Origin of the sequence: Prolixibacter bellariivorans ATCC BAA-1284 (genome assembly GCF_000621705.1) — a bacterium.
Lineage (GTDB): Bacteria > Bacteroidota > Bacteroidia > Bacteroidales > Prolixibacteraceae > Prolixibacter > Prolixibacter bellariivorans.
This window is the reverse complement of the sequence record NZ_KK211332.1, coordinates 514,981-540,482: the sequence shown is the minus strand read 5'-3', so window position 1 is coordinate 540,482 and position 25,502 is coordinate 514,981. Positions and strand designations below refer to the sequence as shown.

Sequence of the window (25,502 nt, the reverse complement as noted above, 5' to 3'; positions counted from 1 at the left end):
AATGGGAATTAATAAATTGAATAAGGAGTACATGCCGAATCACGTTGCCATAATAATGGATGGCAATGGAAGATGGGCACGACAACATGGGAATGAGCGGATCTTTGGTCATGAGCAAGGTGTGGAAGCAGTGCGTTCAACGGTTGAAGGTGCTGGTGAAGCTGGCTTGAAGTATTTGACGCTTTATGCATTCTCGACCGAAAACTGGAGTCGTCCCAAAGAGGAGGTGGAGGCGCTGATGTCGCTCCTTGTTCATGCTATTACTAGTGAAGCGGAGAATTTAAATAAGAATAATGTAAAACTGATGACCATTGGAGATACGGATAGCCTGCCTGAAAACGCCCGTATCAAGTTGCAGGAAGCAATGGTTCTGACATCAGAAAACACTGGATTGAATCTTGTATTGGCCCTGAGTTATTCAGGTCGATGGGAAATTCTGAATGCCGTGCGTCGTTTGGTGGAGGATTCCTGTAGCGAAAAAATAAAGACCACTCAGATTGATGAAAACCTTTTCGATAATTATCTCACAACAAAAGGGATACCTGATCCGGAATTGTTGATTCGAACCAGTGGAGAATACCGGGTAAGTAATTTCCTGCTGTGGCAGATTGCTTATACGGAATTTTATTTCACCACAAAATTATGGCCCGATTTTAGAAAAGATGACTTATTTGAAGCCATTGCCGATTTCCAGCAGCGAGAGAGAAGGTTTGGTAAAACTAGTGAACAAATCAGAATCTGACATGTACAAAAAACTGATACTCTTTTTCCTTTTAATTTTTAGTAGTAGTGCAGGTGTTTTTGCCCAGGTGGTAGCCGACAGTACCAACTTTTCCATTTATTACGACAGCCAGAAAATGTATACCATTGGTGGCATCGAAATTAGTGGAATTCGTTTTCTGGATAAAGAAGTCCTTAAAAAGCTTTCCGGCTTGCAGGTAGGAGACGAAGTCTCCGTGCCCGGCGATAAAATTACTGCCGCGATTAAAAAATATTGGCGTCAGGGATTATTTTCCGACGTGAAAATTACCGCAACGAAAATTGTTGGTAACAAAATTTGGCTCAATATCTATCTTCAGGAGCGTCCCCGATTGTCTCAGGTTAACTATAATGGTGTGACTAAGGGTGAAAAGGACGAAATTGAGAAGAAGGTATTGCTTATTATTGGTGGTCAGGTTACCGATAACCTGATTAACAATGCACAACGTCAGATTCTCAATTACTATCATGGTAAAGGCTTCTTCAATACCGAAGTGAACGTGGTTCAACGCGATGATCCTTCCAAGGAAAACCATGTGATTCTCGACGTTAATGTCAACAAAAAGGAGAAAGTGAAGATTCAGAAAATTTCCTTCTATGGAAATAAGGCATTAACTGAAGGACAGTTGGAACATGCCATGAAAAAGACCAAGGATAAAGGTCTGAAACACTTCTTCCGTTCCAAGAAATTCCTGGAAGACAAGTATGGGGAAGACAAAGTAAATATTATCAAGAAATATAATGAAGAAGGTTATCGTGATGCCCAGATCACGGCTGATTCAGTATATAAAAATCCCGATAATACGGTTAGTATTAAAATATGGATTAGCGAAGGCGATCGTTACTATTTCAGAAATATTAGCTGGGTAGGTAATACTGTCTACACTTCAGAATACCTGAGTCATATTCTTGGAATTAAGAAAGGCGACATCTTCGACCAAAAATTACTAAACAAGCGGCTCAGGGAAGATGACGATGCGGTAAGTAATTTGTACCTGAACCACGGTTACCTGTTCTTCAATATTAATCCGGTGGAAACGAAAGTGCAAAACGATTCCATCGATTACGAGATGCGTATTTATGAAGGGCAGCAGGCAACCATCAACCGCATTATTATTTCCGGAAATACAAAAACGCATGAGCACGTTGCTCGCCGCGAATTGCGTACCCGTCCCGGACAGCTTTTCAGCAAGGATAACATTATTCGTTCGGTAAGGGAGTTGGCTCAGCTCGGACACTTTAATCCTGAAACCATTAATCCGCAAGTGATTCCGCATCCTGAAGATGGAACGGTGGATATCAACTATCATTTGGAAGAACGTGCCAACGACCAGATTGAGCTTTCTGGAGGTTGGGGAGCCGGTATGTTTGTGGGAACAGTTGGTTTGAAATTTACCAACTTCTCAGTTCGCAATATTTTCAACGGAAAAGCATGGCGCCCGCTTCCAACGGGTGACGGGCAAACGCTGAGCTTGCGTGCGCAGACCAACGGTTCGTATTATCAGTCATATAGTTTTTCATTTATTGAACCCTGGCTGGGAGGAAAGAAGCCGAACTCATTTAGCTTATCAGTTTCCTACACTAAACAAACAAGTGGTAACTCCGCCTATAACTATGGAGGCTACAACCCGTATGGTTACGGAAGTTACGGTTCCGGTAGTTACTATGGTAGTAGTTACGGTGGTTATGGCGGATACTCAAACATGTACGATTACCAGATTACCCAGCAGATGACAATGTTTGGTGCATCCGTTGGGTTAGGACGACGCCTGAGTTGGCCTGATGACTACTTTACTCTTTACAATGAGGTGTCGTACCAGTTGTTTAATCTTCAGAACTGGGATTATTTCCTATTTCGTAACGGGGCTTCTAATATCCTTAGTTTCAAGACGGTTCTCGGGCGCAACTCGCTTGACAATCCATTATATACCCGTAGAGGATCCAATTTTTCTTTATCGCTTCAGTTAACGCCGCCATATTCGTCTTTTGACGGGGTAAACTACGCTGACCCGAATTTATCCAAATCTCAGCGATATAAATGGATCGAATATCACAAGTGGAAATTCAAAGGTGACGTGTATACACCGGTTTCAAGAAATGACAAGTTAATACTTCGAACCAAATTTGAAGCTGGATTCTTGGGGTACTACAATAAAGATCGTCGTTCTCCGTTCGAGCAGTTCAAGCTGGGAGGTGATGGAATGTCTGGTTATAGTATGGTCGGTAGCGATGTCATTGGATTGAGAGGTTATGAGAATAACTCGTTAACACCAATTGGCGGAGGTAACCTTTATGAGAAATTTACGGTGGAGCTTCACTATCCGATTACACTGAGTCAGTCAGCCACAATTTATGGGTTGGCATTTGCCGAAGGTGGTAATTCCTGGTATGATTTCTCAGACTATAACCCGTTTGATATTCGCCGTTCAGCTGGTCTTGGAGTCCGTATCTTCCTGCCGATGTTTGGTTTGATGGGATTTGACTGGGGTTACGGATTTGATGATGCTTACAAGGCGAACGCAAACGGAAGTCAGTTCCACTTTATCATAGGCCAGCAATTCTAAGCTGAAAAGTTGGTCTGGTTTTTGCTTTTGTTTGAGAAATTTCATTCAAAACACGAATTATGAAAAAGATCGTTCTCCTTTTTACACTGTTAGTAAGCATGGTGGGCTATACATATGCCCAAAAGTATGCTTACGTCGATACAAAATATATTCTTGATAATATTCCAGCTTACCATGCGGCGCAGGATCAACTGGATAAAATTTCGAAGCAATATCAGAAAGAGCTGGAAACGCTTCACGCTGAGTTGGATCAAATGTACAAGGATTTTCAGGCCGAATCGGTGTTGTTGTCTGATGATATGAAACGCCGTCGGGAGGATGTCATCGTTTCGAAAGAGAAAGAATACAAGAAACTGCAGCGGCAGTATTTTGGCCCTGAGGGGGATTTGTATAAAAAGCGAGAGGCGCTGATTAAACCTATTCAGGACGACGTTTATAATGCAATCCAGGAAATTGCGGAACAAGGTAGTTATGCCGTAATCTTTGACCGTTCTTCGGGTATGAGTATGCTGTATACGAATCCCAAATACGATTTAAGTGATCAGGTACTGCAGAAACTTGGATATAAGAATTAATATCTATATTTATGCGAAATAATTTGTTAAATCAGTCAAGTATGAGAAACATTTTAAAGGTAATAGTACTTTTCGTAGCCCTTTTCGCCGGTAGCGCTTCAGCACAGACATATAAATTCGGGCATATCGATTTCAACCAGCTACTGCAGGTCATGCCGGAACGTGATGCTGCTCAGAAAGCGATGCAGAAACATGCTTCTGAGCTGGAGAGTCAGCTGACTACTATGCAGAAAGAGTACCAAACGAAGGTACAGGCCTACATTGCTCAGCGTGACAGCCTTTCAGAAGCTGTTCGTAGTGCAAAAGAAAATGATTTGCAGGATTTGCAGCAACGTATTCAGAACTTCCAGTCTGTAGCTCAGCAGGATCTTCAGAAAAAGCAGGAAGAGCAATTCCAACCCATTGTAAAGAAAGCTCGAGCAGCTGTCGCTGAAGTGGCAAAAGAAGAAGGTTTGATTTATGTTTTCGATGTCAACAATCTTCTTTATCACTCAACTCAATCAGAGGATATTCTTCCTTTGGTGAAGAAAAAACTGGGGATTCAGTAAGAAAAAATATTCGTACAGGAAAAAGGACGCTGTGAGACAGTGTCCTTTTTTTTGTTTTAAGGGTGTCGATAACACTTGGTTTAAGTAGAATTTTGTAGTTTCAGGTTGGAAATAGAACTGGAAATAATGTCTGAAAATTACAAGCCTATCGGCGTATTCGATTCCGGATATGGAGGATTGACGGTTCTCCGTTCGGTCATTGATGAATTGCCACAGTACGACTATCTCTACCTAGGCGATAATGCGCGCACTCCCTACGGTACCCGTTCATTCGAAGTGGTGTATGAGTATACACTTCAGGCTGTGGAAAAACTGTTTGAAATGGGCTGCCACCTGGTAATTCTGGCTTGTAATACGGCTTCAGCAAAAGCGTTACGTAGCATACAACAACGAGATTTGCCCAACATCGATCCCACTCGTCGGGTATTGGGAGTGATTCGTCCCAGTGTGGAACGAATCCCGGAGGTAACTCGTTCCGGTCATGTAGGAGTATTGGGGACAACTGGTACCGTAAAATCGGAATCGTATCCGATGGAAATCCGAAAAATATCGGTTGGCCATCCTGTACGGACTTATCAGGAAGCTTGCCCCATGTGGGTTCCCATTGTTGAAAACAATGAAATTGGCACGCCGGGAGCCGATTATTTCGTTGAAAAGAATGTGAAGCAATTGTTGGAGAAAGACGCCAAAATTGACACGGTCATTTTAGGTTGCACGCACTACCCGCTGCTATCGGAAACCATTCGGAAATTCCTCCCTAAACACATTCAGTTACTCGAACAAGGACCAATTGTAGCCGACCGACTGGCTGATTATTTGACGCGGCACCCGGAAATCGAGCAGAAATGTTCAACAGGTGGCTCGCGTCGGTTTCTCACAACCGAATCGGTGGAAAACTTCGAAACACGGGCAGGCATGTTTTTTGGCGAATCGTTGCAGGCAGAACATATTCATCTTTAATGTATGAAAAAACGGACGAAAAATCATCGTTCCCCGTCCGTTAGATATCATGAATATTTCAGGAAATTCTTACCCTGCTTTGCTGATAAAACTCTCCATCTTTTCACGGTTCTCTTCCAGTACTTCGAGGTACCGGAACTGAGCTTTGGTCCGAACCAGGTTGTGTTCCGGATACGCAGTTTTGTAATAGGTGTCTCCGTTCAGGTAATCGGTCATAAACCGGATGGCCTGTTCCCACGCCATGTAGAGGCACGAAAAGGCCAGATTCTCTCTTTCTTTTTGCGTTAAAAACTTACCGGCCTCTGTTAGGTAACCTTCTGCGAAAGCTTCGAAAATGTCCTTTGCAAAGCCAATTTTCGACAACTCAGGTTCGTCTTCCGCTGCGGTATTCCCGATGGTTCGGATGGCATCGCCAAAATCGTACAAAGCGCTTCCCGGCATCACCGTATCGAGATCGATAACGCACAACGGCCTGTTATTTTCATCAAACAAAATGTTGTTGATTTTGGTATCGTTGTGTGTAATCCGCAGGGGGAGTTCTCCTGAATCGAGCCATTTCTGCAAACGCGTCATTTCGTCTCCCCGCTTTGAAAGTTGTTCGAGTAGTTCCTGGTTTTCAGCTACACGCCCGGCTGCATCCTTTTCAATGGCTTTCCGGAAGTCATTGAGTCGGGAGATACCGTTGTGAAAATTGGGAATGGTTTCGACCAGTTTGTTGCCGGGTAAGTCCGCCAGTTGTAGCTGAAAATGACCGAATGCCCGTGCTGCCATCATCGCCTGCTCCGGATTTTCGATATTTTCGACACTATGGCTACCGGAAATGTAAAGAAATAACGTCCAGCAATTACCTTTTTGATCGTTAACAAACCATTTACCATCTCTGGCAGGAAAATACTTCATTACTCTCCTGTCGATATCATCTTCTTGGTACTTCTTAATACCTTCTCGAATGTGTTCTGTTACCGCAACAATGTTGTCCATCATTCCGGGAACATTCGTAAAGATTTTGTGATTTTTACGTTGAAGAATAAAATCAGAAGCTTCATTTTCCTGGTTTCGCCCTAGAAAGGTATCATTAATATGCCCGTTCCCGAAAGGTTCCCAGTGTTTTACATGACCTTTAGGGCTAAAAGATTTAAAAATTTGATTTAGTTGACGGTTAGTCATATAGCAGGTTTTAGTTTATTTCCATAGATTCTCGGGATAGACCTTGTCTGCGATTAATTTCTTCAATTTACCCTGAACATAAGGTTTGTCCTCCTTGTAGGTAACGCCGAACCAGGGCGAATCACAAGTTAGTACTTTTACCGAAACAGTTCCGTCGACAATTTTATCGTTAATGAGAAACGGTACAAAGAACTCTGACTTCAGCTTGTTACCTTTTTCTTGCAGAAATTCACGGAAACCTTCGTTGAGATACTTGAAAACAGAGGTTTTTACTCCCCAGAAATTCATTGAAACCGGCTCTTTCCCGGTCAACGGAAAGCGCTTTTCGTCTTCGTAATAAACAATCTCGTCATCTTCTTTCTGAATCTTGGTGCGTTCGTTGATTTCAGTCAGACGACCAGAACTGTCGGTTTGGCAAACGCCACGCGATACGGAACCGAATTCCGACAAGGTATTATCGAGCTGGTAACCGACCATTCCGTATTCATTTTTATCAGTGGATGAAGTCAAAAACGATGCGATTTCCTGGTAAGCCTGTGGTCCGTAAAAATCGTCGGCGTTGATAACTGCCATAGGTGAATTTACCTCCGGTTCAGCCATCAACAAAGCATGTCCGGTTCCCCAGGGTTTTACCCTTTCGGGATGAATATCGTAACCGGAAGGAATTTTGTCGAGTGCCTGGTAAACGTAAGCTACTTCTATTTTACCTTCGAGCTGTGGTGCAAAGCGTGCCTTGAATTCGTCGGCGAAGTCCTCACGGATGACAAATACTACCTTGCCAAATCCGGCTCTGATAGCATCGTAAAGCGAATAGTCGATAATGGCTTCTCCGTTAGGGCCAACTTCGTCCAATTGTTTGAGCCCTCCGTACCGGCTTCCCATACCGGCAGCCAGAATCACTAAAGTCGGTTTCATCATTTTGTTGTGTGTTTTGTCTTATGAAACTACAAAAAGTTGGAATCATTTGGTATTTATTCGAAGATTCCAGCTTACTAAAGTAGTTTCTTATTAAAAATTTTAGTCTTTTATGTAATGACTTGAATATAAATTCAGTTTCATTGGCGCACTTTCTAAAAGTTTATCGCCGGCGTTTTTGCCCTTCAAAAGTAGACATAACCCGCACTCAGACAAAGGGAAAATCGCAATAATCTATTAAAATAAAGTATTATATTCGTGAGCAACGTATTGTTCTATATAAACTAAACTGATTCAAAAATGGCAGCAGAAACAGCTACTTACTCAAGACGGAATAATTATGTGATTCCAATTATCATTATTGGAGTCATGTTTTTTGTGATTGGATTTGCTCTTGGAATTAACGGTTACCTGATTCCTTACCTGAAGAAGGCACTTGATTTATCTTCGGCCCAGTCGTACCTGGTGCTGGCAGCCACGTTCTCGGCATTTGTTGTATTTGGATATCCATCGGGGATGATCATCAGCAAAATTGGTTACCGTCGGGGAATGATGGTTTCGTTTTTCTTTTTTGCTGTAGGGCTTGCGCTTTTTGTTCCATCGGCCCGTTATGAGAGTCTGGGACTGTTTCTGCTGGCGTCTTTCATTAGTGGTATGGGAAACACGTTGCTTCAGGCATCGGTTAATCCGTATATTACTATTCTGGGACCGCAGGAAAGTGCAGCCATGCGCATCAGTATTATGGGAATCATCAATAAGGCGGCCTGGGCTGTGGCACCGATATTTTTGAGTTTGTTTCTGAATCTCGATGCACCATCACTTGGTAAAATGTACTTTCCATTCTACCTGATTGTTGGGATGTTCATTTTATTAGGCATCTTCTCTTACTTTGCTCCGCTGCCTGAGGTTAAAGCGGAAGGTGAGGATGAGAGTGAGGAAGAAACTCCGGTTTCAACATATGCACGGACAAAGACCAGCATTTTTCAATTTCCACACCTGATTTTGGGCGTTATTGCGCTCTTCTTTTATGTCGGTGTTGAAACCATTGCTCTGGCAACCATTGTGGATTATGCCGACAGTATTGGGCTGGGGAATCCTGCAACCTATACTACCTATACGGTAATTTTTATGGTTATTGGTTACTTGTTCGGAGTGTTCTTTATTCCGAAAGTAATTACGCAGAATACGGCATTAAAAATTAATTCCTGGCTAGGAATCGTCAGTTCGTTATTGATTGTCTTGGTTGCCGGAAGATATTCCATTTGGTTTGTTGCTTTGTTAGGCCTTGCGAACTCGTTGATGTGGCCTGCCATCTGGCCATTGGCTATTGCCGATTTGGGCCGTTTTACCAAAACCGGAGCTTCGTTGTTGGTAATGGGGATTGTTGGCGGTGCGATTCTTCCATTGATTTTCGGTGGAGTAAAGGACTTTGTGGGAATCCAGGCTGCTTACTGGGTTTGTTTCCCGGCTTATCTCTTCATACTCTTCTATGCTTATAAAGGACATAAAATAAGATAATATCATAATTTGAACTGAAAATAGATAAGGGTTACCAGCTGGTAACCCTTTCTTTTTGTTTTTCAACGATATCATCTCTCCGGGACGATGTAAATTCAACCACTTCAAAATTAATGTCCCGAATGGGTATTCTAAAACATATTATGTGATGCCAAATAATAATTAATCTTCACCTTCTTTGTACCAGCCCGCATACATATGGTAGTTGTTGGCAATCCGGTGAATTTCACCTTCCAGCAGTTCAGGACTGATTTCCTTGATCTTTCTGGCAGGTGAACCGGCATACACCGATCCGGAACGAACCACAGTACCTTTTGTAACAACGGCACCGGCAGCGATGATGGAGTTACTTTCAATGACTGCATCGTCGAGTACCACAGCGTTCATCCCGATAAGGACATTATCATGAATGGTGCATCCGTGAACGATGGCACCATGTGCAATGCTGACGTTATTTCCGATGTTAGTAGGAGACTTCTGATAGGTCGCATGAATGACTGCATTATCCTGGACGTTGACATTATCACCCAGTTTGATGTAATGCACGTCGCCACGCAATACCGCACCGAACCAGATACTACAGTTGTCGCCTGTTTCAACATCGCCAATGATGGCAGCATTTTCTGCAATAAAACAGTTACTGCCCATGGTTGGCGTTTTTCCGTTTAAAGGTTGTATAATGGCCATTATCTGAATTGATTTTAATTTACTACCAAAGTTAATATTATGGACGAAATAAGTCGAATGTCATAGTCGCTGATAGTCTTTAATCATTAAATTTGTCACATATGTTTATAATCTTTTCCCTTACGGTTAACTTTTTTGAGGAATTGATATAAAATATGTCTTGAAAATTGTTTTTCGTAAGCAGATTAACCTGTCGAACATAAGTTTTCGTAATTATGTCTAAGGAAACAAAAGTTATTGAACTTGAAGAGGTAGCCATCCGGTTTTCCGGTGATTCGGGAGATGGTATGCAGTTAACCGGAACGTTGTTTTCGGATGCCTCTGCTCTGATTGGGAATGATCTTTCGACATTCCCCGATTATCCTTCAGAAATACGCGCCCCACAGGGAACAGTTGGCGGAGTATCGGGCTTCCAGGTACAATTTGGAACCCGTCGTGTAACCACACCAGGTGATTACGCCCATGTACTGGTAGCCATGAATCCTGCGGCCGTAAAAGCAAATGCGCCGTTTATGCGCCCCGGAGGGACGATCATATACGACCAGGACAGTTTTACGGAGAAGAATTTTCAGAAGGCAAAATTTACCACGGATCAACCGTTCGAGGAGTTAAAGCTGGATGATTATTTTAAGATTCCGGTTCCTATAACAACCCTTACGAGGGAAGCGTTGAAAGATTTCGGTCTTGACAACAAGAGTATTCTGCGAAGCAAGAATATGTTTGCATTGGGCTTGGTTAGCTGGATGTTTAACCGTCCGATGGATTACATGGAACGTTTCATTCAGAATAAATTCAAGAAGAAACCTGCGGTGGTCGAAGCCAACCTCAAAGTGCTGAGAAGCGGCTGGAACTACGGTATGAACATGCAGCATATGACGCCGCGTTATATTGTGCATGCGGCTTCGATTGAACACGGAGTTTACCGGAACATCAATGGTAATCTGGCTACTGCATGGGGATTACTCGCAGCTGCGGAAAAAGCCAATTTGGAAATTTTTCTCGGTTCGTATCCCATTACCCCTGCAACAGAAGTGTTGCAGGCGCTTGCAGCCCGAAAAGATTTGGGGGTAAAAACATTTCAGGCGGAGGACGAAATAGCTGGTATATCAACCACTATCGGAGCTGCCTTTGCCGGTGATTTGGCGGTTACGTCGACCTCTGGTCCCGGTTTGGCCCTGAAATCTGAAGCATTAGGTTTGAGTGTAATGGCAGAGTTGCCGCTGGTATTGGTAAATGTACAGCGCGGCGGTCCTTCTACCGGTTTGCCAACCAAAACTGAACAATCGGACCTGTTGCAGGCGCTTTATGGCCGGAACGGTGAAAGTCCGGTTGTGGTGTTGGCTGCTTCCACGCCTTCCGATTGCTTCAACTATGCTTTCCATGCGGCTAAGATTGCGTTGGAAAGAATGGTGCCAGTAATACTGATGACTGACGGATTCCTCGGAAACGGTTCTGAACCCTGGAAGATTCCTAAAATGGCCGATATGCCGGAAATCACACCGCGTATTGCCAAAAATGCTGAAACATATAAGCCGTACGCCCGCGACGAAGAGACGTTGGCTCGTGAATGGGCATTTCCGGGAATGGATGGCTTCCAGCATCGAATTGGAGGCTTGGAAAAAGACCTGATGGGAAATGTTAGTCACGATCCGGAGAATCACCAAAAGATGGTGGAAATTCGTGCCGAAAAAGTCCGGCGGGTTGTTGACATGGTTCCGGAATTGGAAGTATGTGGCGAGCAGGAAGGCGATCTGCTGGTTGTTGGCTGGGGAGGCACATTTGGTCACCTGGAGAGTGCTGTTCGCGAGATGCGTTCGCTCGATCACAAAGTCAGCCTGGCACATTTCAATTACATTAATCCGATGCCGGCCAATGTACATGAGGTATTCAGCCGTTTTAAGAAGATTGTTGTATGCGAATTGAACATGGGACAGTTTGCAGCCTATCTTCGAGATAAAGAACCCGATTTCAAATACGAACAATTCAATAAGGTCAAAGGACTTCCGTTTACGGTTCATGAATTGTGCGAAAAATTTGAACAACTATTGGAGGAATAACAATGGCCGAAGAATTAGCATTAACAATAAAAGATTTCAAAAGCGAAAACGAAGTTCGCTGGTGTCCGGGGTGTGGCGATCATGCCATATTAAATTCCATTCAGAAGGCAATGGTTGCGCTCGGCATTCAACATAAAGATTATGCAGTGATATCAGGAATCGGATGTTCTTCCAGGTTCCCGTATTACATGAGTACATACGGCTTCCACACAATTCACGGACGGGCTGCAGCAGTTGCTTCCGGTGTAAAGTGTGCCAACCCGAATCTCTGCGTATGGGAAATCACCGGTGACGGTGATGCACTGGCCATCGGAGGAAACCATTTCATTCATCTGATCCGTCGGAATATCGACATCAATGTAATCTTGTTCAACAACAAGATTTATGGTTTGACGAAGGGACAATATTCGCCAACATCCGATAGGGGTTTTGTCACCAAAACTTCGCCCTATGGTACGGTGGAAGATCCGTTTGTTCCGGGACAACTGGTGTTAGGTGCCCGGGGAAAATTCTTTGCCCGTTCGGTGGATAACAACATCAAGATGAGCCAGGAAATATTTGAAGCAGCAGCCAGACACAAAGGAACTTCGGTTGTGGAAGTACTGCAGAACTGTATGATTTACAACAACGGAATTCATGCAGCTATCACCGATCCGAAAATGAAAAAAGAGCATCAGCTGATGCTGAAGCATGGTGAACCAATGATTTTCGGTGATAACGAGGATAAGGGTTTGGTCCTGGAATGCGGTCACCTCAAAGTGGTTAAGATTGGCGAAGACGGTGTTACCCGTGATGACATTCTGGTTCATGATGTAACTGAGCCTAATGGATTCGTTCATCAATTGTTGATTAACATGGCACTTCCCGATTTTCCGGTTGCCATGGGAGTAATCCGTGCGGTGGAAGCCACTTCCTACGATGAGGCTATGGTAGCCCAGATTGAAGAAGTGAAAGAGACCTCGAAAATTAAATCGGTTGACGATCTTTTGATGAGTGGAAACACCTGGGTAGTTGAATAAAGAACCAACATCATACAATTGAAAAGGAGGCTAAGGCCTCCTTTTTGTTTTTTAAGGGTAAAAATTTCGCTATTTTCAACCTAATCAATTCCGGACACCTGCCATCCGTATCGAAACCTTCGTAAGTTAGCCGGTATTGACTATTGTTGAATCGATCTACCAATACAATTGGTAAATCTAACCTATGGCGAATGAGTAAGTTTGATAGTATTTCACTCTCTTCCATTTATAAAAGAAGAAAGACCGACCGCGATATTTTTCAGGAACTGATGCCAACGAAAGTGAAGGAAATCCTTTTGGTGGCTACACTTTACGATTCCTATTCCATTGTCCGGGAGGGGCAGTTTTCCGATAAAATTTTTGGGGAGTATCTTCAGTTGAATTTGTACGCTGCTCCGCGTTTTACAAGCGTCAGTAGTTCCGAAGAAGCGTTGAGAGTGCTGAATACGCGCCATTTCGATATGGTCATTATTATGGCGGGAGTGGATAAGGAAGCTCCGTTGCGAACCGCAGAAGATATTCATTTCGTCAAAGCGCGCGTTCCGATTCTTCTCCTGGTCAACAATAACAGCGATTTGGCTTATTTCTATTCAGCTGCGCAGAGTGTAGCAGCCATCGACCGGGTTTTCGTCTGGAACGGGAACACCAATGTTTTCATGGCGATGATTAAATACATCGAGGACAAGAAGAATGTGGCGCGCGATACACAGTTGGGTAACGTTCGCATTATCCTGCTGGTGGAAGACTCGGTGAAATATTATTCGCGATACCTGCCATTACTTTACACCAGCGTGATGACGCAAACGCAAAGCCTGGTGTCGGACGAGTCGACGGATGAGCTGCACATGATTCTGAAAATGCGTGCCCGTCCTAAACTGCTGTTGGTTAGCACTTACGAAGACGCCGTTGAAATCATCAATAACTATCGTGAATACCTGCTTTGCGTGATTTCGGATGTGAAATTCGCCAAAAACGGTGTGGACGACGAAGATGCAGGAGTGGAGCTGCTGAAATTTGTGAAACGAACTCTTCGTTTCCCTATTCCCATTTTGTTGCAGTCGCACGACGTAACCAATGCCGAGCGGGCTAAAGATATTGGTGCTGATTTTATCAATAAAAATTCAGATAGCCTCGCGCTGGACATTAGCGAATTCATCAACTATAAGTTGGGATTTGGCGATTTTGTTTTCCGTAACGGGCAGGGTGAAAAAATTGCGGTCGCACGAAATCTTCACGAATTCGAGGAGTTGATCATTAAGGTTCCGGTCGAGTCGTTGGTGTATCATGCTAAACAAAATGCATTTTCTACCTGGCTCATGGCCCGCGGCGAGATTAATATGGCAGAAGAACTGCTGCCTTACCGGGTTGAGGATTTTGATGATCCCAGCCGTATTCGTGATTTATGTTTGAATGTATTCGAGAAAGTCAGGGAGCAGAAAAACCGGGGGCGTATAGTCAATTTCGATCCGCAACTCGTCAAAGGTAATCGTTATATTGTCCGGTTGGGAAGAGGATCACTGGGAGGCAAGGGACGTGGTTTGGCTTTCATCAGTAACCTGATTGAGAATCTCGATCTGAAAAAGCTAATTCCAGGTGTCAATATTCGTCTTCCCGCTACCGCGATAATTGGTGCGATTGAGTTCGACAAATTTCTGGAGCTGAATAATCTGTATCATATCGCATACCATCATCACCAGGATTACAATGTCATACGGGACAAGTTTCTGGAAGCCGAATTGAGCATGACATTGAAAGAACGATTATTTCAGTACATCAAAAGGATGGATCGGCCGTTGGCCATTCGTTCCAGCGGCTTGTTCGAGGACTCGTTACTGAGGCCGTTTTCCGGAGTTTATTCCACGTACCTGATTCCGAATAATCATCCGGATGTGGATGTTCGATTTGAACAGTTGATGACCGCCGTGAAACTGGTTTATTCCTCCATCTTTACGCCCGATGCTATTTCCTATTTCGAAGCCATCAACTATAAAATAGAAGAAGAGAAAATGGCCGTAATTATTCAGGAGGTTGTTGGACACGAGCGAAATAATAAGTTTTATCCGACCATTAGTGGAGTGGCGCAGTCGTTTAATTACTATCCGTATTCATACATGGAACCCGAGGACGGCTTTGCTGTAGCCGGTGTTGGTTTGGGAATGTTGGTTGTAGGAGGGGAGAAGGCCTTCCGTTTTTGCCCTAAATATCCAAACCTGAATAACAGTTCGGTTCATGATATGGTCCGGGATTCGCAGCGCGAGTTTTATGCCATCGATATGACCCGCGAATCATTTGATCTGACGCGGGATGGTGAAGACGCTGCGATTACGCAATATCGGATGGTTGAAGCGGAAAAAGACGGTGTATTACCTCATTGTGCCTCGACGTATGATGTGGAGAATGATTACCTGATTCCGGGAATCGATCAAAAAGGACCGCGGGTGATTGATTTTGCCAATATTCTGAAATACGATCACCTTCCGCTATCGGATACGTTGCAGTTGTTACTGAATCTTTTCAAACAAGCGATGGGTTCGCCTGTCGAACTCGAGTATTCTCTGGAGTTGGAGAACGGCGAATATGGTTTGCCTACTTTTTATTTGCTGCAGATTAAGCCACTTATCCGGCAGGAAGAGGAGATAAACATTGATTTGGGAGCAATGGATGACAAAAACACGTTGATGATCTCCCATCGGGGAATGGGACACGGGCGACTCGAAGGCATACGAGACGTGGTTTACGTGGACACTGATACTTTTGACCGGACGGAAACACGAGCTATTGCCAGGGAAATAGTGGAAGTAAACAATCGGCTGGGAAAAGAAGGACGAAAGTTTGTGTTGATTGGTCCCGGTCGCTGGGGAACGCGTGATCCGTTTACGGGTATCCCGGTTATCTGGGCAAACATCAACAATGCACGGGTGATTATTGAAATGGGATTGCCCGATTTCCCATTGGATGCATCATTGGGCTCGCATTTCTTCCATAATGTCACCTCAATGAATGTGGGCTATTTCTCTGTTCCTCATAAAACGAAGGAGAACTTTTTGAATCTTGATATTCTGAAAAAGCAGGAAGTGGTTTGGGAAAGTAAATTTGTCAAACACGTACGATTTGAAAATGAGTTGGAAATTTTGATGAACGGTAGGGAACGTACAGCCGTTATCCGGTTTGACGAATTGAACTCCGGTGGAGCAGACGTCAGTCCGGAATAGTAACGAGGCTGGTTATACTTTCGTTTTACACGTGATACCGGGATTGTTTATCGGACCGGCATAGTAAATTACTTCCTCGGCGGGATTTATAACCAGGCCGGTGCGGAGAAATACTCCGGTGAAGCAGTGACTGGACCTCGTTGTCGCGATAAATTACCCCGTCAACGCGGTTATGTACCCCGTCGGCGGGGTACCATAACCCCATTCACGCAGTAAAAGACCCCGTCAACGCGTAGAACGACCCCTTTGTCGGGGTAATTCATCGCGTGCACGCAGTAAATTACTCCGTCGACGGGGTTACCTGACGGGGTAAACGGGGTCATGTGACGGGGTAAATGGGGTCACTTGACGGGGTAGCGGGGTTATACGACCCCCTGGTTACGTTATTTGACAATGTTATGGGGCGAAGGTATAATGCTTGTTTATAGAGGATAAGCTACGATGAGAGTGAAACGAGATAATTCAGGCAATTAAATTTTATCAGACAGTAGGGCATTTGATTAACATAGCTGTTGAAATAAGAAATTTCAGAAGATGAAAAGAAGGTACATTCCGTTTGTGGTTATCGCCGTTCTGGCGATTGTGTATTTGCTGGGGCCGGTGATGCCGAAACCGGTATTGGATAATACCTTGCCAACGGTTCCGGTTTCGCTGGATTCTGTTGCCTGGTATGTCAATAAAATGGAATCGTCGGTGAAGACAAAGCCAGACAATGAAGCTCGCATTATCTGGGCAAACGATTCAATTCATCAAAAAACGGAATATGTACTACTGTATCTTCCGGGATTTTCAGCCAGTTACTACGAAGGTTATCCGGTTAATGCCGACTTTGCCAGGCGATATGGCTGCAATGCCTATTTTGCGCGCCTGGCTGGACATGGCCTGGTAACCGACGAGCCATTGCTGGACATGACGCCCGATAATTTATATGAATCGGCAAAGAAGGCATTGATGATTGCCAGTCGACTGGGGAAGAAAGTGATTATCATGAGTACGTCAACCGGAGGAACGTTAAGCTTGATGTTGGATGCCCGTTTTCCACAAATGATCGATGGCTTGATTCTCTATTCGCCAAATATTAAAATTCGGCAGAAATCAGCCGGATTCATTCTGTCAAAACCCTGGGGCCTGCAGATAGCCCGTTTGGTTTACGGAGGAAAATACCGGATTACCGGAGATGATCCGAACAGCAAAATCGGGCAATACTGGTATACTCGTTATCGCGCTGAAGCAACTGTTTATTTGCAACAACTACTCGATGCCGGGATGAAAAAACAGGTATTTGAGAAAGTGAAATGTCCGGTCTTTCTGGGCTACTATTACAAAGACGAAGAGCACCAGGATCCAACCGTCGATGTGGGTGCTGAATTGAAAATGTTTTCCGAAATCGGGACACCATCCGGTGAGAAGGTTAAAAAAGCATTTCCGGAAGCAGGCGTACACACCATCGCATGTAAACTTACTTCCGGAGCTGTTCCGCAGGTTGAAAAAGCTACATGGCATTTTGCCGACGATGTACTACACATGACGCCGGCTCATCCATAACGTTTTTTCAGAGTTTTTCCAGTTCCAGTTTTAATTCATCGACAGCGGCGTTACATTGCTTGTCGAACTCCTTTACGTAATCGGCGTAAGTTTCTTCGCCTTTGCCGTCTAGCGTAAGAAGTTGGAGCGTTTTCAGATCCTTTGCCAGTTGTTCCATTCCGACAACCAAAACAGATGATTTGGCTTTGTGGGCCTCTTTCCCCAGTTCAAGAAATTTCTTTTCAGCCAAAAAGTTATTCATGTTTTCCGAAAACTCCGGAATCTGGCTGATGAACAATTCAATCATTTCACGTATAATTTCGGATTCGCCACCCGTCACATTGCGCAGGTAATTCAGGTCTGTATATGCCATGTTTTCTCTTTTAGGGGAATATTCTACCACATGTAAATTACAAAATCAAATATACAATCAAAAGAACCTTATGTCAAGTTGATAATTTTCAGCTTTCCCGGCAGGAAAAATGCTTAGCTTTGTCTACATCACAGCAAAATGATATTGTAAAAACAAAAATAGAAGTGCGATGCAAGGTTCACAAAATAAGTTCTTTCCATCGTTTCTTCGGGCAAATGTAAAATAGCAGCGAAATGAAAAGAACCGCATTTTTCGACATTCATAACAGCAACGGGGCTAAAATAGTTGAGTTTGCTGGTTTCGAAATGCCAATCGAATATTCCGGAATTAAGGATGAGCACATGACCGTGCGCAATGGTGTTGGTGTTTTTGATGTGTCGCACATGGGAGAGTTTTGGGTAACGGGTCCGCATGCTTTGGCCTTTATTCAGAAGGTAACTTCCAACGATGCGTCCAAGTTAGCACCCGGACAGGCACAGTACTCTTGCTTACCTAACGGGAAAGGCGGCATCGTGGACGATTTAATTGTTTATTGTTTCGAGCCGGAGAAATACCTGTTGGTGGTTAACGCTGCCAATATTGAAAAAGACTGGCAGTGGCTGGTTAGCCAAAACACGGAAGAGGCAGAGATGCTGAATGCTTCCGACGAAATTAGCCAATTGGCTATTCAGGGACCGAAAGCAACCGGTATTCTTCAGAAACTGACAAAAGTCGATTTATCATCCATCAAATTTTACACTTTCACGGTAGGCGAATTTGCCGGAGTTCCTGATGTGATTATTTCGGCAACCGGGTATACTGGGGCAGGAGGCTTTGAGCTTTATTTCAATAACAAGGATGCTGAAGCTATCTGGAGCGCTATTTTCGATGCTGGTAAAGAAGAAGGTATCAAACCCATTGGCCTGGGGGCACGCGACACGCTTCGTCTGGAAATGGGATATTGCTTGTACGGAAACGATATCGACGATACCACATCACCGATCGAAGCCGGCCTGGGTTGGATTACAAAATTCACCGACGAGAAAGATTTCATCGATAAGGATGTACTGGCCCGCCAGAAAGAAGAAGGCGTAACCCGCCGTTTGCGTGGTTTTGAAATGATTGACCGTGGCATTCCCAGACATGGTTACGAAATAGTGAATGAGAATGACGAAGTAATTGGTGAAGTGACTTCCGGAAGTATGTCACCGGTTCGTGGCATCGGAATTGGCATGGGCTACCTGAAAACTGGTTATACCAAATTGGGAACGGAAATATACATCCGCGTACGAAATAAGAAATTGAAAGCAAAAGTGGTCAAATTGCCATTTATTTAAATTGAATGGTTTAAAATACTGTAAATTTTAAGATCATTTATCCTGATAATTGTCAGGAAATTCATATTTGTTATAATTTTACAGTCTTTAATAAAAGTGACCTGAAATATACTGTTTGTAAACTTTTTAATCAGTTGAAAAACTGAAAGGTTATTCGATTTTAAGACAGGGAAAAGGTTACATTAACTTGAATGACTGTTCTCAAATTTTAGTTGTCTAAATACAATTCAATATTCCTCTACTATGAAAACGCATAATTTTTATGCAGGACCTTCTATCCTGCCCGAATTCACAAAGGAACGGACTGCCGAAGCCGTTATGAATTTTGCCGGAACCGGATTATCGGTAATGGAAGTTTCGCACCGGAGCAAAGAATTTGTTGCCGTAATGGATGAAGCAAGGGACCTCGTAAAAGAACTTTTGGAGGTACCTGCTGATTACGAAGTTCTGTTTCTTCAGGGAGGAGCCAGCACACAGTTTTATATGGTTCCATTCAACCTGATGAAAACAAAAGCAGCTTACCTGAATACGGGTACCTGGGCTTCCAAAGCGATTAAAGAAGCAAAACTTTACGGAGAGGTTATTGAAATAGCATCGTCAAAAGATAAGAATTTCAACTACATCCCGCGTGGATACGAAGTTCCGGCGGATGTCGATTATTTCCATATTACTACCAATAACACCATTTTCGGCACCGAAATACTGGAAGACCTCGATGTTCCGGCTCGTATCGTTGCCGATATGTCATCTGACATCTTCAGCCGTCCGATTGACATCAAGAAATATGATGTTATTTATGCTGGTGCACAGAAGAACCTGGCTCCGTCGGGAGTGACCCTGGTCATTATTAAGAAAGACATTTTGGGTAAAGTTGATCGTCCGATTCCTACCATGATTGATTATCGTACGCATATCGATAAGGAATCGATGTTCAACACACCTCCGACCGTACCGGTATTTGCTGCATTGATGACACTCCGTTGGCTGAAAGAGAATGGTGGCATCAAGGAAATGGAAAAGAAAAACATTGCGAAAGCCAAGTTGCTTTACGACGAATTGGATCGCAACAAGATGTTTGTTCCGAATATTCCGAATCCGGAAGATCGTTCACGGATGAATGTAACGTTTGTAATGGCATCGGGATACGAGGAATTTGAGAAGGAATTCCTTGAAATTGCAGCTGCACACGATATTGTTGGTATCAAAGGTCACCGAAGTGTTGGTGGATTCAGAGCTTCGATTTACAATGCCATGCCGATCGAAAGCGTGGGAGTATTGGTTGAGGCGATGAAGGAATTTGAAGCGAAACATTAATGAAATAACCGAAAAGGGCGTGATTCTTTCACGCCTTTTTCGTGATCTGAATCATTGATTTCAATCATTGATTCCCTCAGGCGGTAGCCGTACCTTTTTCGTGTGATTACAAAAAACTGACTCAAACATGAAAAAAGTATTGGTTGCAACCGTTAAACCTTTTGCCAGTGAGGCGATTGACCACATGAGAGATGTTGTTGAAGCGGCGGGGTATGAATTGCGGTTGTTAGAAAAATATTCGGATAAGGCAGAGCTTTTAGCGGCAGTGGCCGATGTGCACGCTTTGATTGTCAGAAGTGACCAGTGTGATGCAGAGGTGTTGAATGCTGCTTCCGAATTGGAGATTGTGGTTCGTGCCGGAGCCGGTTATGATAATGTCGATATTGATGCGGCGAGCAAAAAGGGCATTGTTGTTATGAATACGCCCGGACAAAATTCAAACGCTGTTGCCGAATTGACATTCGGTTTGCTGCTGCATCTGGTTCGAAACGGATTTAACGGAACTGCCGGAACCGAGTTGTTTGGCAAAACGTTTGGCATTATGGGGTACGGGAACATTGGAATGCATCTGGCCCGCATCGCCAAAGGTTTTGATATGGATGTCATGGGATGCAGCCCGACACTGGATGAGGAACTGGCGGCCGAAGCAGGTATTCGTTATGCGGATGGTCCTACAGTTTTGTTTTCTTCTTCCCGAATTATCTCGCTGAATATTCCAAGCAATCATGATACCCGGGGAATTATCAACCGGGAATTGATGATGATGATGCCGAAATGCCCTATTCTGGTCAATACTGCCCGGAAAGAGATTATCAACGAGGCTGATTTGGAGAAAGTTCTTGAGGAAAGAGAAGATTTTCGTTATGCTGCCGATGTGGCCCCTAACAATCGGGAAATACTGGAGAAGCGCTTCCCGGGAAGGGTAGTTTTCACTACCAAAAAAATGGGAGCCCAGACAGCTGAAGCGAACATTAACGCCGGCACAGCAGCTGCATCGCAGATTGTGGCATTTTTTCAAAAAGGAGATACAACTTTTCAGGTAAACTGACGATTGTTGCATCTAAGAGGGATAAATAATAGTTTGAATATAAAGAGATATGGCTGTTTTAAAACCTTTTAAAGGACTGCGTCCACCCCGGGAGCTGGCTCAAAAAGTAGCCTCCCGCCCATACGATGTGTTGAATTCAGAGGAAGCCCGCAAGGAAGCCGATGGTAATCCGCAATCGCTGTTACACATCATTAAACCTGAAATCGATTTCCCGTCAGGAACCGATGAACATTCGGAGCCTGTTTACGATAAGGCTGTTGAAAATTTCAACCTGTTCAGGGAAAAAGGTTGGCTGGTGCAGGATGAGCAGGAGAAGTTGTATATCTATGCTCAAACCATGAACGGCCGTACTCAGTATGGAATCGTTGGTGCCGCCTCGGTTGATGATTATATGAATGGTGTCATCAAAAAGCACGAGCTTACACGGAAAGATAAAGAGGAAGACCGGATGAAGCACGTTCGCAATACCAATGCCAACGTGGAACCGGTATTTTTTACGTTTCCTGCCGTTCAGGAATTAGATGATATCGTGGCAAAGATTGTCAAAGAGACCGAGCCGGTATATGATTTTGTGGCAGAAGACGGATTTGGTCACCACTTCTGGGTTATCGATGATGAAGCAACCATCAACCGGATTGTAGAGCTTTTCGCCAAAATTCCGGCAACTTATGTAGCTGACGGCCATCACCGGACTGCAGCTGCGGCACTGGTTGGAAACGAGAAGCGTCAGAATAATCCCAATCATACCGGTAACGAAGAGTACAACTACTTTTTGGCGGTTCATTTCCCCGACAATCAGCTTCAGATTATCGACTACAATCGGGTTGTAAAAGATCTGAATGGATTGACAGAAGCCGAGTTGCTGGCGAAACTGGAAGAAGATTTCGAGGTTACCGAAATGGGAACCGAAATTTTCAAACCGGCCGCACTACATACCTTCAGCATGTATTTAGGTGGAAAATGGTACAAGTTAGTAGCCCGTTCGGGACGTTATGATGACAACGATCCGATTGGTGTGCTGGATGTGACCATTCTGTCAAACCTGGTACTCGACAAAAATCTGGGAATTAAAGATCTGCGTACTGACAAACGTATCGATTTTGTTGGCGGAATTCGCGGATTAGGCGAGCTGAAACGCCGTGTAGATTCGGGTGAAATGAAAGCGGCATTTGCCCTTTATCCGGTTTCGATGCAGCAGTTGATTGACATAGCCGATACCGGAAATATCATGCCTCCGAAAACTACCTGGTTTGAGCCGAAGTTGCGTTCAGGTTTGGTGATTCACGAGCTGGATTAAACGAAACAAAAAACATATCATATAAAAAAAAAGGTGACCATTTTGGCCACCTTTTTTTTTATATGATTTTTAATCCTTCTTTTTCTTGTTTAATCGGAAGAGGTAAGCCATGGTAACTTCAATAGTTTGCAATTGCGATGAATCGTAGGTCGATTTTTTCGGGTCGAATAAACTGGGCAAACTGTAATACAGCCGGCTGTCGAGCATCAATCCGTTGCCATTCTTAAATCTCCATTCGAATCCGGCAGCACCGACAAATTGAAAATCGAAACCGGTATCGACGGGTTTTCCGTAGTAATCATTCGGCGTATAAGTTGCATCGGCAGCGGGGGTGAATATCTCTTTATCGGTATATAAATAGGAAACCGATGGGCCGAGATTAATAAAGAATCGAAAACCTTTGTTGCCAATGTTCACATGCGTCATTATGGGTAATACAAAATAATCAAGCTGTCGTTCGTAGTCCACACCCGCATCGGTATGCTCTTTCCATCCGCGCTGCGAATAATTTAGCTCGACCTGAAGACCAACATGAGGTTCTGAGATATCCCGAAACACAATTCCACCGGAATACCCCTCCAACATAACCTGTTTCACGGTAGGATGAAAGCGGACATGCGAAAAGGTGGAACCACCTTTTACACCAAGGTAAATTTCATTTGGGTAATTATTGGGTTGAGCCTGAAGTTGAAGTGCAAAAAAGGCACTTATAATCAGGAGAATCAGCTTTTTCATAAATTGCCTGCGGCTTTTAAATTATGCCCGATTTGGGTGTGGTAAAGTTAAAAAAAAATGTACACCTCAATTATGGTTAAACCATACAGGCAACGTAACCGGCGGATTTCGGGAAGATATCCCCAAAGGGACGATAATTTTTTCTTACTTTGGATGAAAAATTTGTTTGCATGAGTATTGCTGGGCATCTGACTGAAATTCGAAATTCATTACCGGAGAATGTCAAACTGGTCGCTGTTTCCAAGACTAAACCGAACGAGGATATTATGGAGGCGTACCAGACGGGACAACGGATATTTGGAGAGAACAAAGTACAGGAACTCGTCGGAAAATACGAATCACTTCCCAAAGATATTGAGTGGCATATGATAGGGCATCTGCAGCGTAACAAAGTCAAATATATTGCGCCTTTCGTTTCGCTAATTCATGGTGTCGACAGCTTCAGGTTATTGAAAGCCATCGATAAGGAAGGACGAAAACAGGAGCGTGTCCTTCGTGTCCTGCTGCAGTTTCACATTGCTGAAGAACAAACTAAATTCGGGTTGAGCCTGGAAGAAGCCGAGGAGATGTTAAACTCACAGGAGTTTAAAAATCTACAATTTGTGAGGATTGATGGCGTGATGGGAATGGCTACTTTTACTGATGTTATAGATCAGGTTCGAAGAGAATTTAAAAGCCTTTCGACTATCTTTGGCCAACTGAAAGAAACGTATTTCAGTGATGCACCAAATTTCAGTGAAATTTCGATGGGAATGTCGGGCGATTATAAATTAGCCGTTGAAGAGGGGAGTACCATGGTGCGCATTGGAAGCAATATTTTCGGCGAACGAAATTACCAGAATAACTGAATTTTAAACCAAAAAATCGATTTATAAAAATTTTCCGAATGGCAAATCTTACAACAACCTATTTAGGGCTAAACCTTAAGAATCCTTTGGTAGCCGGAAGTTCGGGGCTCACCAATTCCGTTGAGAAAATAGTTGAAATGGAAAAAAATGGTGTGGGAGCTGTAGTCCTGAAGTCTTTATTTGAGGAGCAAATTAATAACGAAGTAAACGTCTTGCTTAGCAAGGATTTGCAGAATACAGCTTATCCTGAGGCGGAGGATTATATCCGTACTTATTTGCATGACAATACGCTGAATCATTATATCGAGCTGGTAAAAGCAGCGAAAGAGGCAACTACTATCCCGATTATTGCCAGCATTAACTGCGTTTCCGGGAATGAATGGATCGGTTTTGCCCGCGAGATTGAAAAGGCCGGTGCCGATGCATTGGAGATTAATGCTTTTATCGTCCCGACCGACCGCAAAGTAAAATCGGAAGAGATTGAAGAGCGTTACCTCGAAATTTTGACTGAAGTCAAAAAGGTGGTCAATATTCCGATAGCTATGAAAATCGGGCCACAGTTCTCCAATCTGGTGAGCATGGTCGATCGGTTATATGCTCATGGTGCAGCCGGTGTAGTGATGTTTAATCGTTTTTACGAGCCGGATATCAACCTGGATAAACTGGCTATATCTGCCGCAGAGATATTCAGTACACCAGCTGATATACGGCAATCACTTCGTTGGGTTGGAATTATTTCCGGTACCCTGAAACGAATCGATATCGCTGCATCAACCGGTATTCATGATGGTGAAGGCCTTGTGAAACAGTTATTGGCCGGAGCTACGGTGGGACAGGTTTGTTCGACTATGTATGTAAACGGTATTCCGGTAGTGAAAGAGATGGTGGACTACCTGGAACAATTCATGAAAAAATGGAATTTCAAGAGTCTGGACGAATTCCGCGGACGGTTGAGTTATTCCAACCTGCCAAACCCGGTACTCTACGAGCGGGCTCAGTTCATGAAGTATTTCTCCAACAATATAAATGAATAATTGTCATCGAACATAAAACAAAAGAAGCTGTC

General features: G+C 43.8%; 21 protein-coding genes. 16 read left to right on the top strand and 5 right to left on the bottom strand.

From position 1 onward, the window contains the following. The first annotated feature begins 1 nt into the window (after position 1). From uppS to murI, 5 genes are all read left to right on the top strand, one after another. The gene (uppS, locus tag T426_RS0121565; protein WP_025863621.1) at positions 2-742 is read left to right on the top strand and encodes an undecaprenyl pyrophosphate synthase; all 741 of its coding nucleotides are present in this window, start codon (positions 2-4) and stop codon (positions 740-742) included. Between the two features lies 1 nt (position 743). Further along, positions 744-3,323, top strand: coding sequence for an outer membrane protein assembly factor BamA (bamA, locus tag T426_RS0121560; protein WP_027586270.1), 2,580 nt, complete (start codon positions 744-746; stop codon positions 3,321-3,323). A gap of 59 nt (positions 3,324-3,382) precedes the next feature. Further along, positions 3,383-3,898 (top strand): OmpH/Skp family outer membrane protein, encoded by a 516-nt coding sequence (locus tag T426_RS0121555; protein ID WP_025863622.1) that lies wholly within the window; start codon positions 3,383-3,385, stop codon positions 3,896-3,898. 41 nt (positions 3,899-3,939) lie between these two features. After that, on the top strand, positions 3,940-4,446 hold the full coding sequence (locus tag T426_RS0121550; RefSeq protein ID WP_025863623.1) for an OmpH/Skp family outer membrane protein: 507 nt from the start codon (positions 3,940-3,942) through the stop codon (positions 4,444-4,446). Positions 4,447-4,572: 126 nt separating this feature from the next. Then, positions 4,573-5,406, top strand: coding sequence for a glutamate racemase (gene murI / locus T426_RS0121545; RefSeq protein WP_025863624.1), 834 nt, complete (start codon positions 4,573-4,575; stop codon positions 5,404-5,406). Between the two features lie 69 nt (positions 5,407-5,475). Here the strand turns inward: murI and T426_RS0121540 are convergent, their stop codons facing one another. Both T426_RS0121540 and T426_RS0121535 read right to left on the bottom strand, forming a co-directional pair. Next, the gene (locus T426_RS0121540; protein ID WP_025863625.1) at positions 5,476-6,573 is read right to left on the bottom strand and encodes a phosphotransferase enzyme family protein; all 1,098 of its coding nucleotides are present in this window, start codon (positions 6,571-6,573) and stop codon (positions 5,476-5,478) included. A 15-nt stretch (positions 6,574-6,588) separates the two neighbouring features. Beyond that, a complete protein-coding gene (locus tag T426_RS0121535; protein ID WP_244957732.1) occupies positions 6,589-7,491 on the bottom strand; it encodes a nucleotidyltransferase family protein in 903 nt (300 codons plus the stop codon). A 297-nt stretch (positions 7,492-7,788) separates the two neighbouring features. On the opposite strand from T426_RS0121535, the gene gluP reads away from it, so the two are divergent. Next, a complete protein-coding gene (gene gluP / locus T426_RS0121530) occupies positions 7,789-9,006 on the top strand; it encodes a glucose/galactose MFS transporter (protein WP_036984295.1) in 1,218 nt (405 codons plus the stop codon). A 162-nt stretch (positions 9,007-9,168) separates the two neighbouring features. On the opposite strand, the gene T426_RS0121525 is transcribed toward gluP, so the two are convergent. Beyond that, positions 9,169-9,693 carry a gamma carbonic anhydrase family protein gene (locus T426_RS0121525; protein WP_025863627.1) on the bottom strand — a complete coding sequence of 175 codons (525 nt, stop codon included), beginning with the start codon at positions 9,691-9,693 and terminating at the stop codon, positions 9,169-9,171. Between the two features lie 215 nt (positions 9,694-9,908). On the opposite strand from T426_RS0121525, the gene T426_RS0121520 reads away from it, so the two are divergent. From T426_RS0121520 to T426_RS0121505, 4 genes are all read left to right on the top strand, one after another. Then, on the top strand, positions 9,909-11,750 hold the full coding sequence (locus T426_RS0121520; RefSeq protein ID WP_027586266.1) for a 2-oxoacid:acceptor oxidoreductase subunit alpha: 1,842 nt from the start codon (positions 9,909-9,911) through the stop codon (positions 11,748-11,750). A 2-nt stretch (positions 11,751-11,752) separates the two neighbouring features. Further along, positions 11,753-12,769, top strand: a complete 1,017-nt coding sequence (locus T426_RS0121515; RefSeq protein ID WP_025863628.1) for a 2-oxoacid:ferredoxin oxidoreductase subunit beta — start codon at positions 11,753-11,755, stop codon at positions 12,767-12,769. Positions 12,770-12,960: 191 nt separating this feature from the next. Continuing rightward, positions 12,961-15,981, top strand: a complete 3,021-nt coding sequence (locus tag T426_RS24715) for a PEP/pyruvate-binding domain-containing protein (protein ID WP_025863629.1) — start codon at positions 12,961-12,963, stop codon at positions 15,979-15,981. A gap of 534 nt (positions 15,982-16,515) precedes the next feature. Further along, complete coding sequence (locus tag T426_RS0121505; RefSeq protein WP_025863630.1) at positions 16,516-17,526, top strand: alpha/beta hydrolase; 1,011 nt, start codon at positions 16,516-16,518, stop codon at positions 17,524-17,526. A gap of 7 nt (positions 17,527-17,533) precedes the next feature. On the opposite strand, the gene T426_RS24710 is transcribed toward T426_RS0121505, so the two are convergent. Then, a complete protein-coding gene (locus T426_RS24710; protein ID WP_025863631.1) occupies positions 17,534-17,878 on the bottom strand; it encodes an Hpt domain-containing protein in 345 nt (114 codons plus the stop codon). 233 nt (positions 17,879-18,111) lie between these two features. Here T426_RS24710 and gcvT point away from each other — a divergent pair, with 233 nt between their 5' ends. The 4 genes from gcvT (at position 18,112) to T426_RS0121480 (ending at position 22,853) form a co-directional block, all read left to right on the top strand. Further along, on the top strand, positions 18,112-19,194 hold the full coding sequence (gene gcvT, locus T426_RS0121495) for a glycine cleavage system aminomethyltransferase GcvT (RefSeq protein WP_025863632.1): 1,083 nt from the start codon (positions 18,112-18,114) through the stop codon (positions 19,192-19,194). 243 nt (positions 19,195-19,437) lie between these two features. Further along, a complete protein-coding gene (gene serC, locus T426_RS0121490; protein ID WP_025863633.1) occupies positions 19,438-20,508 on the top strand; it encodes a 3-phosphoserine/phosphohydroxythreonine transaminase in 1,071 nt (356 codons plus the stop codon). 127 nt (positions 20,509-20,635) lie between these two features. Beyond that, positions 20,636-21,556, top strand: a complete 921-nt coding sequence (locus T426_RS0121485) for an NAD(P)-dependent oxidoreductase (protein WP_025863634.1) — start codon at positions 20,636-20,638, stop codon at positions 21,554-21,556. Between the two features lie 49 nt (positions 21,557-21,605). Beyond that, on the top strand, positions 21,606-22,853 hold the full coding sequence (locus T426_RS0121480) for a DUF1015 domain-containing protein (protein ID WP_025863635.1): 1,248 nt from the start codon (positions 21,606-21,608) through the stop codon (positions 22,851-22,853). A 69-nt stretch (positions 22,854-22,922) separates the two neighbouring features. Here T426_RS0121480 and T426_RS0121475 read toward each other — a convergent pair whose 3' ends face one another. Continuing rightward, a complete protein-coding gene (locus tag T426_RS0121475; protein ID WP_027586265.1) occupies positions 22,923-23,588 on the bottom strand; it encodes a porin family protein in 666 nt (221 codons plus the stop codon). Positions 23,589-23,758: 170 nt separating this feature from the next. Here T426_RS0121475 and T426_RS0121470 point away from each other — a divergent pair, with 170 nt between their 5' ends. Together T426_RS0121470 and T426_RS0121465 are read left to right on the top strand one after the other, a co-directional pair. Next, positions 23,759-24,436 (top strand): YggS family pyridoxal phosphate-dependent enzyme, encoded by a 678-nt coding sequence (locus tag T426_RS0121470; protein WP_025863637.1) that lies wholly within the window; start codon positions 23,759-23,761, stop codon positions 24,434-24,436. Positions 24,437-24,474: 38 nt separating this feature from the next. Further along, positions 24,475-25,470, top strand: a complete 996-nt coding sequence (locus T426_RS0121465) for a dihydroorotate dehydrogenase-like protein (RefSeq protein WP_025863638.1) — start codon at positions 24,475-24,477, stop codon at positions 25,468-25,470. The last annotated feature ends 32 nt before the right edge of the window (positions 25,471-25,502 follow it).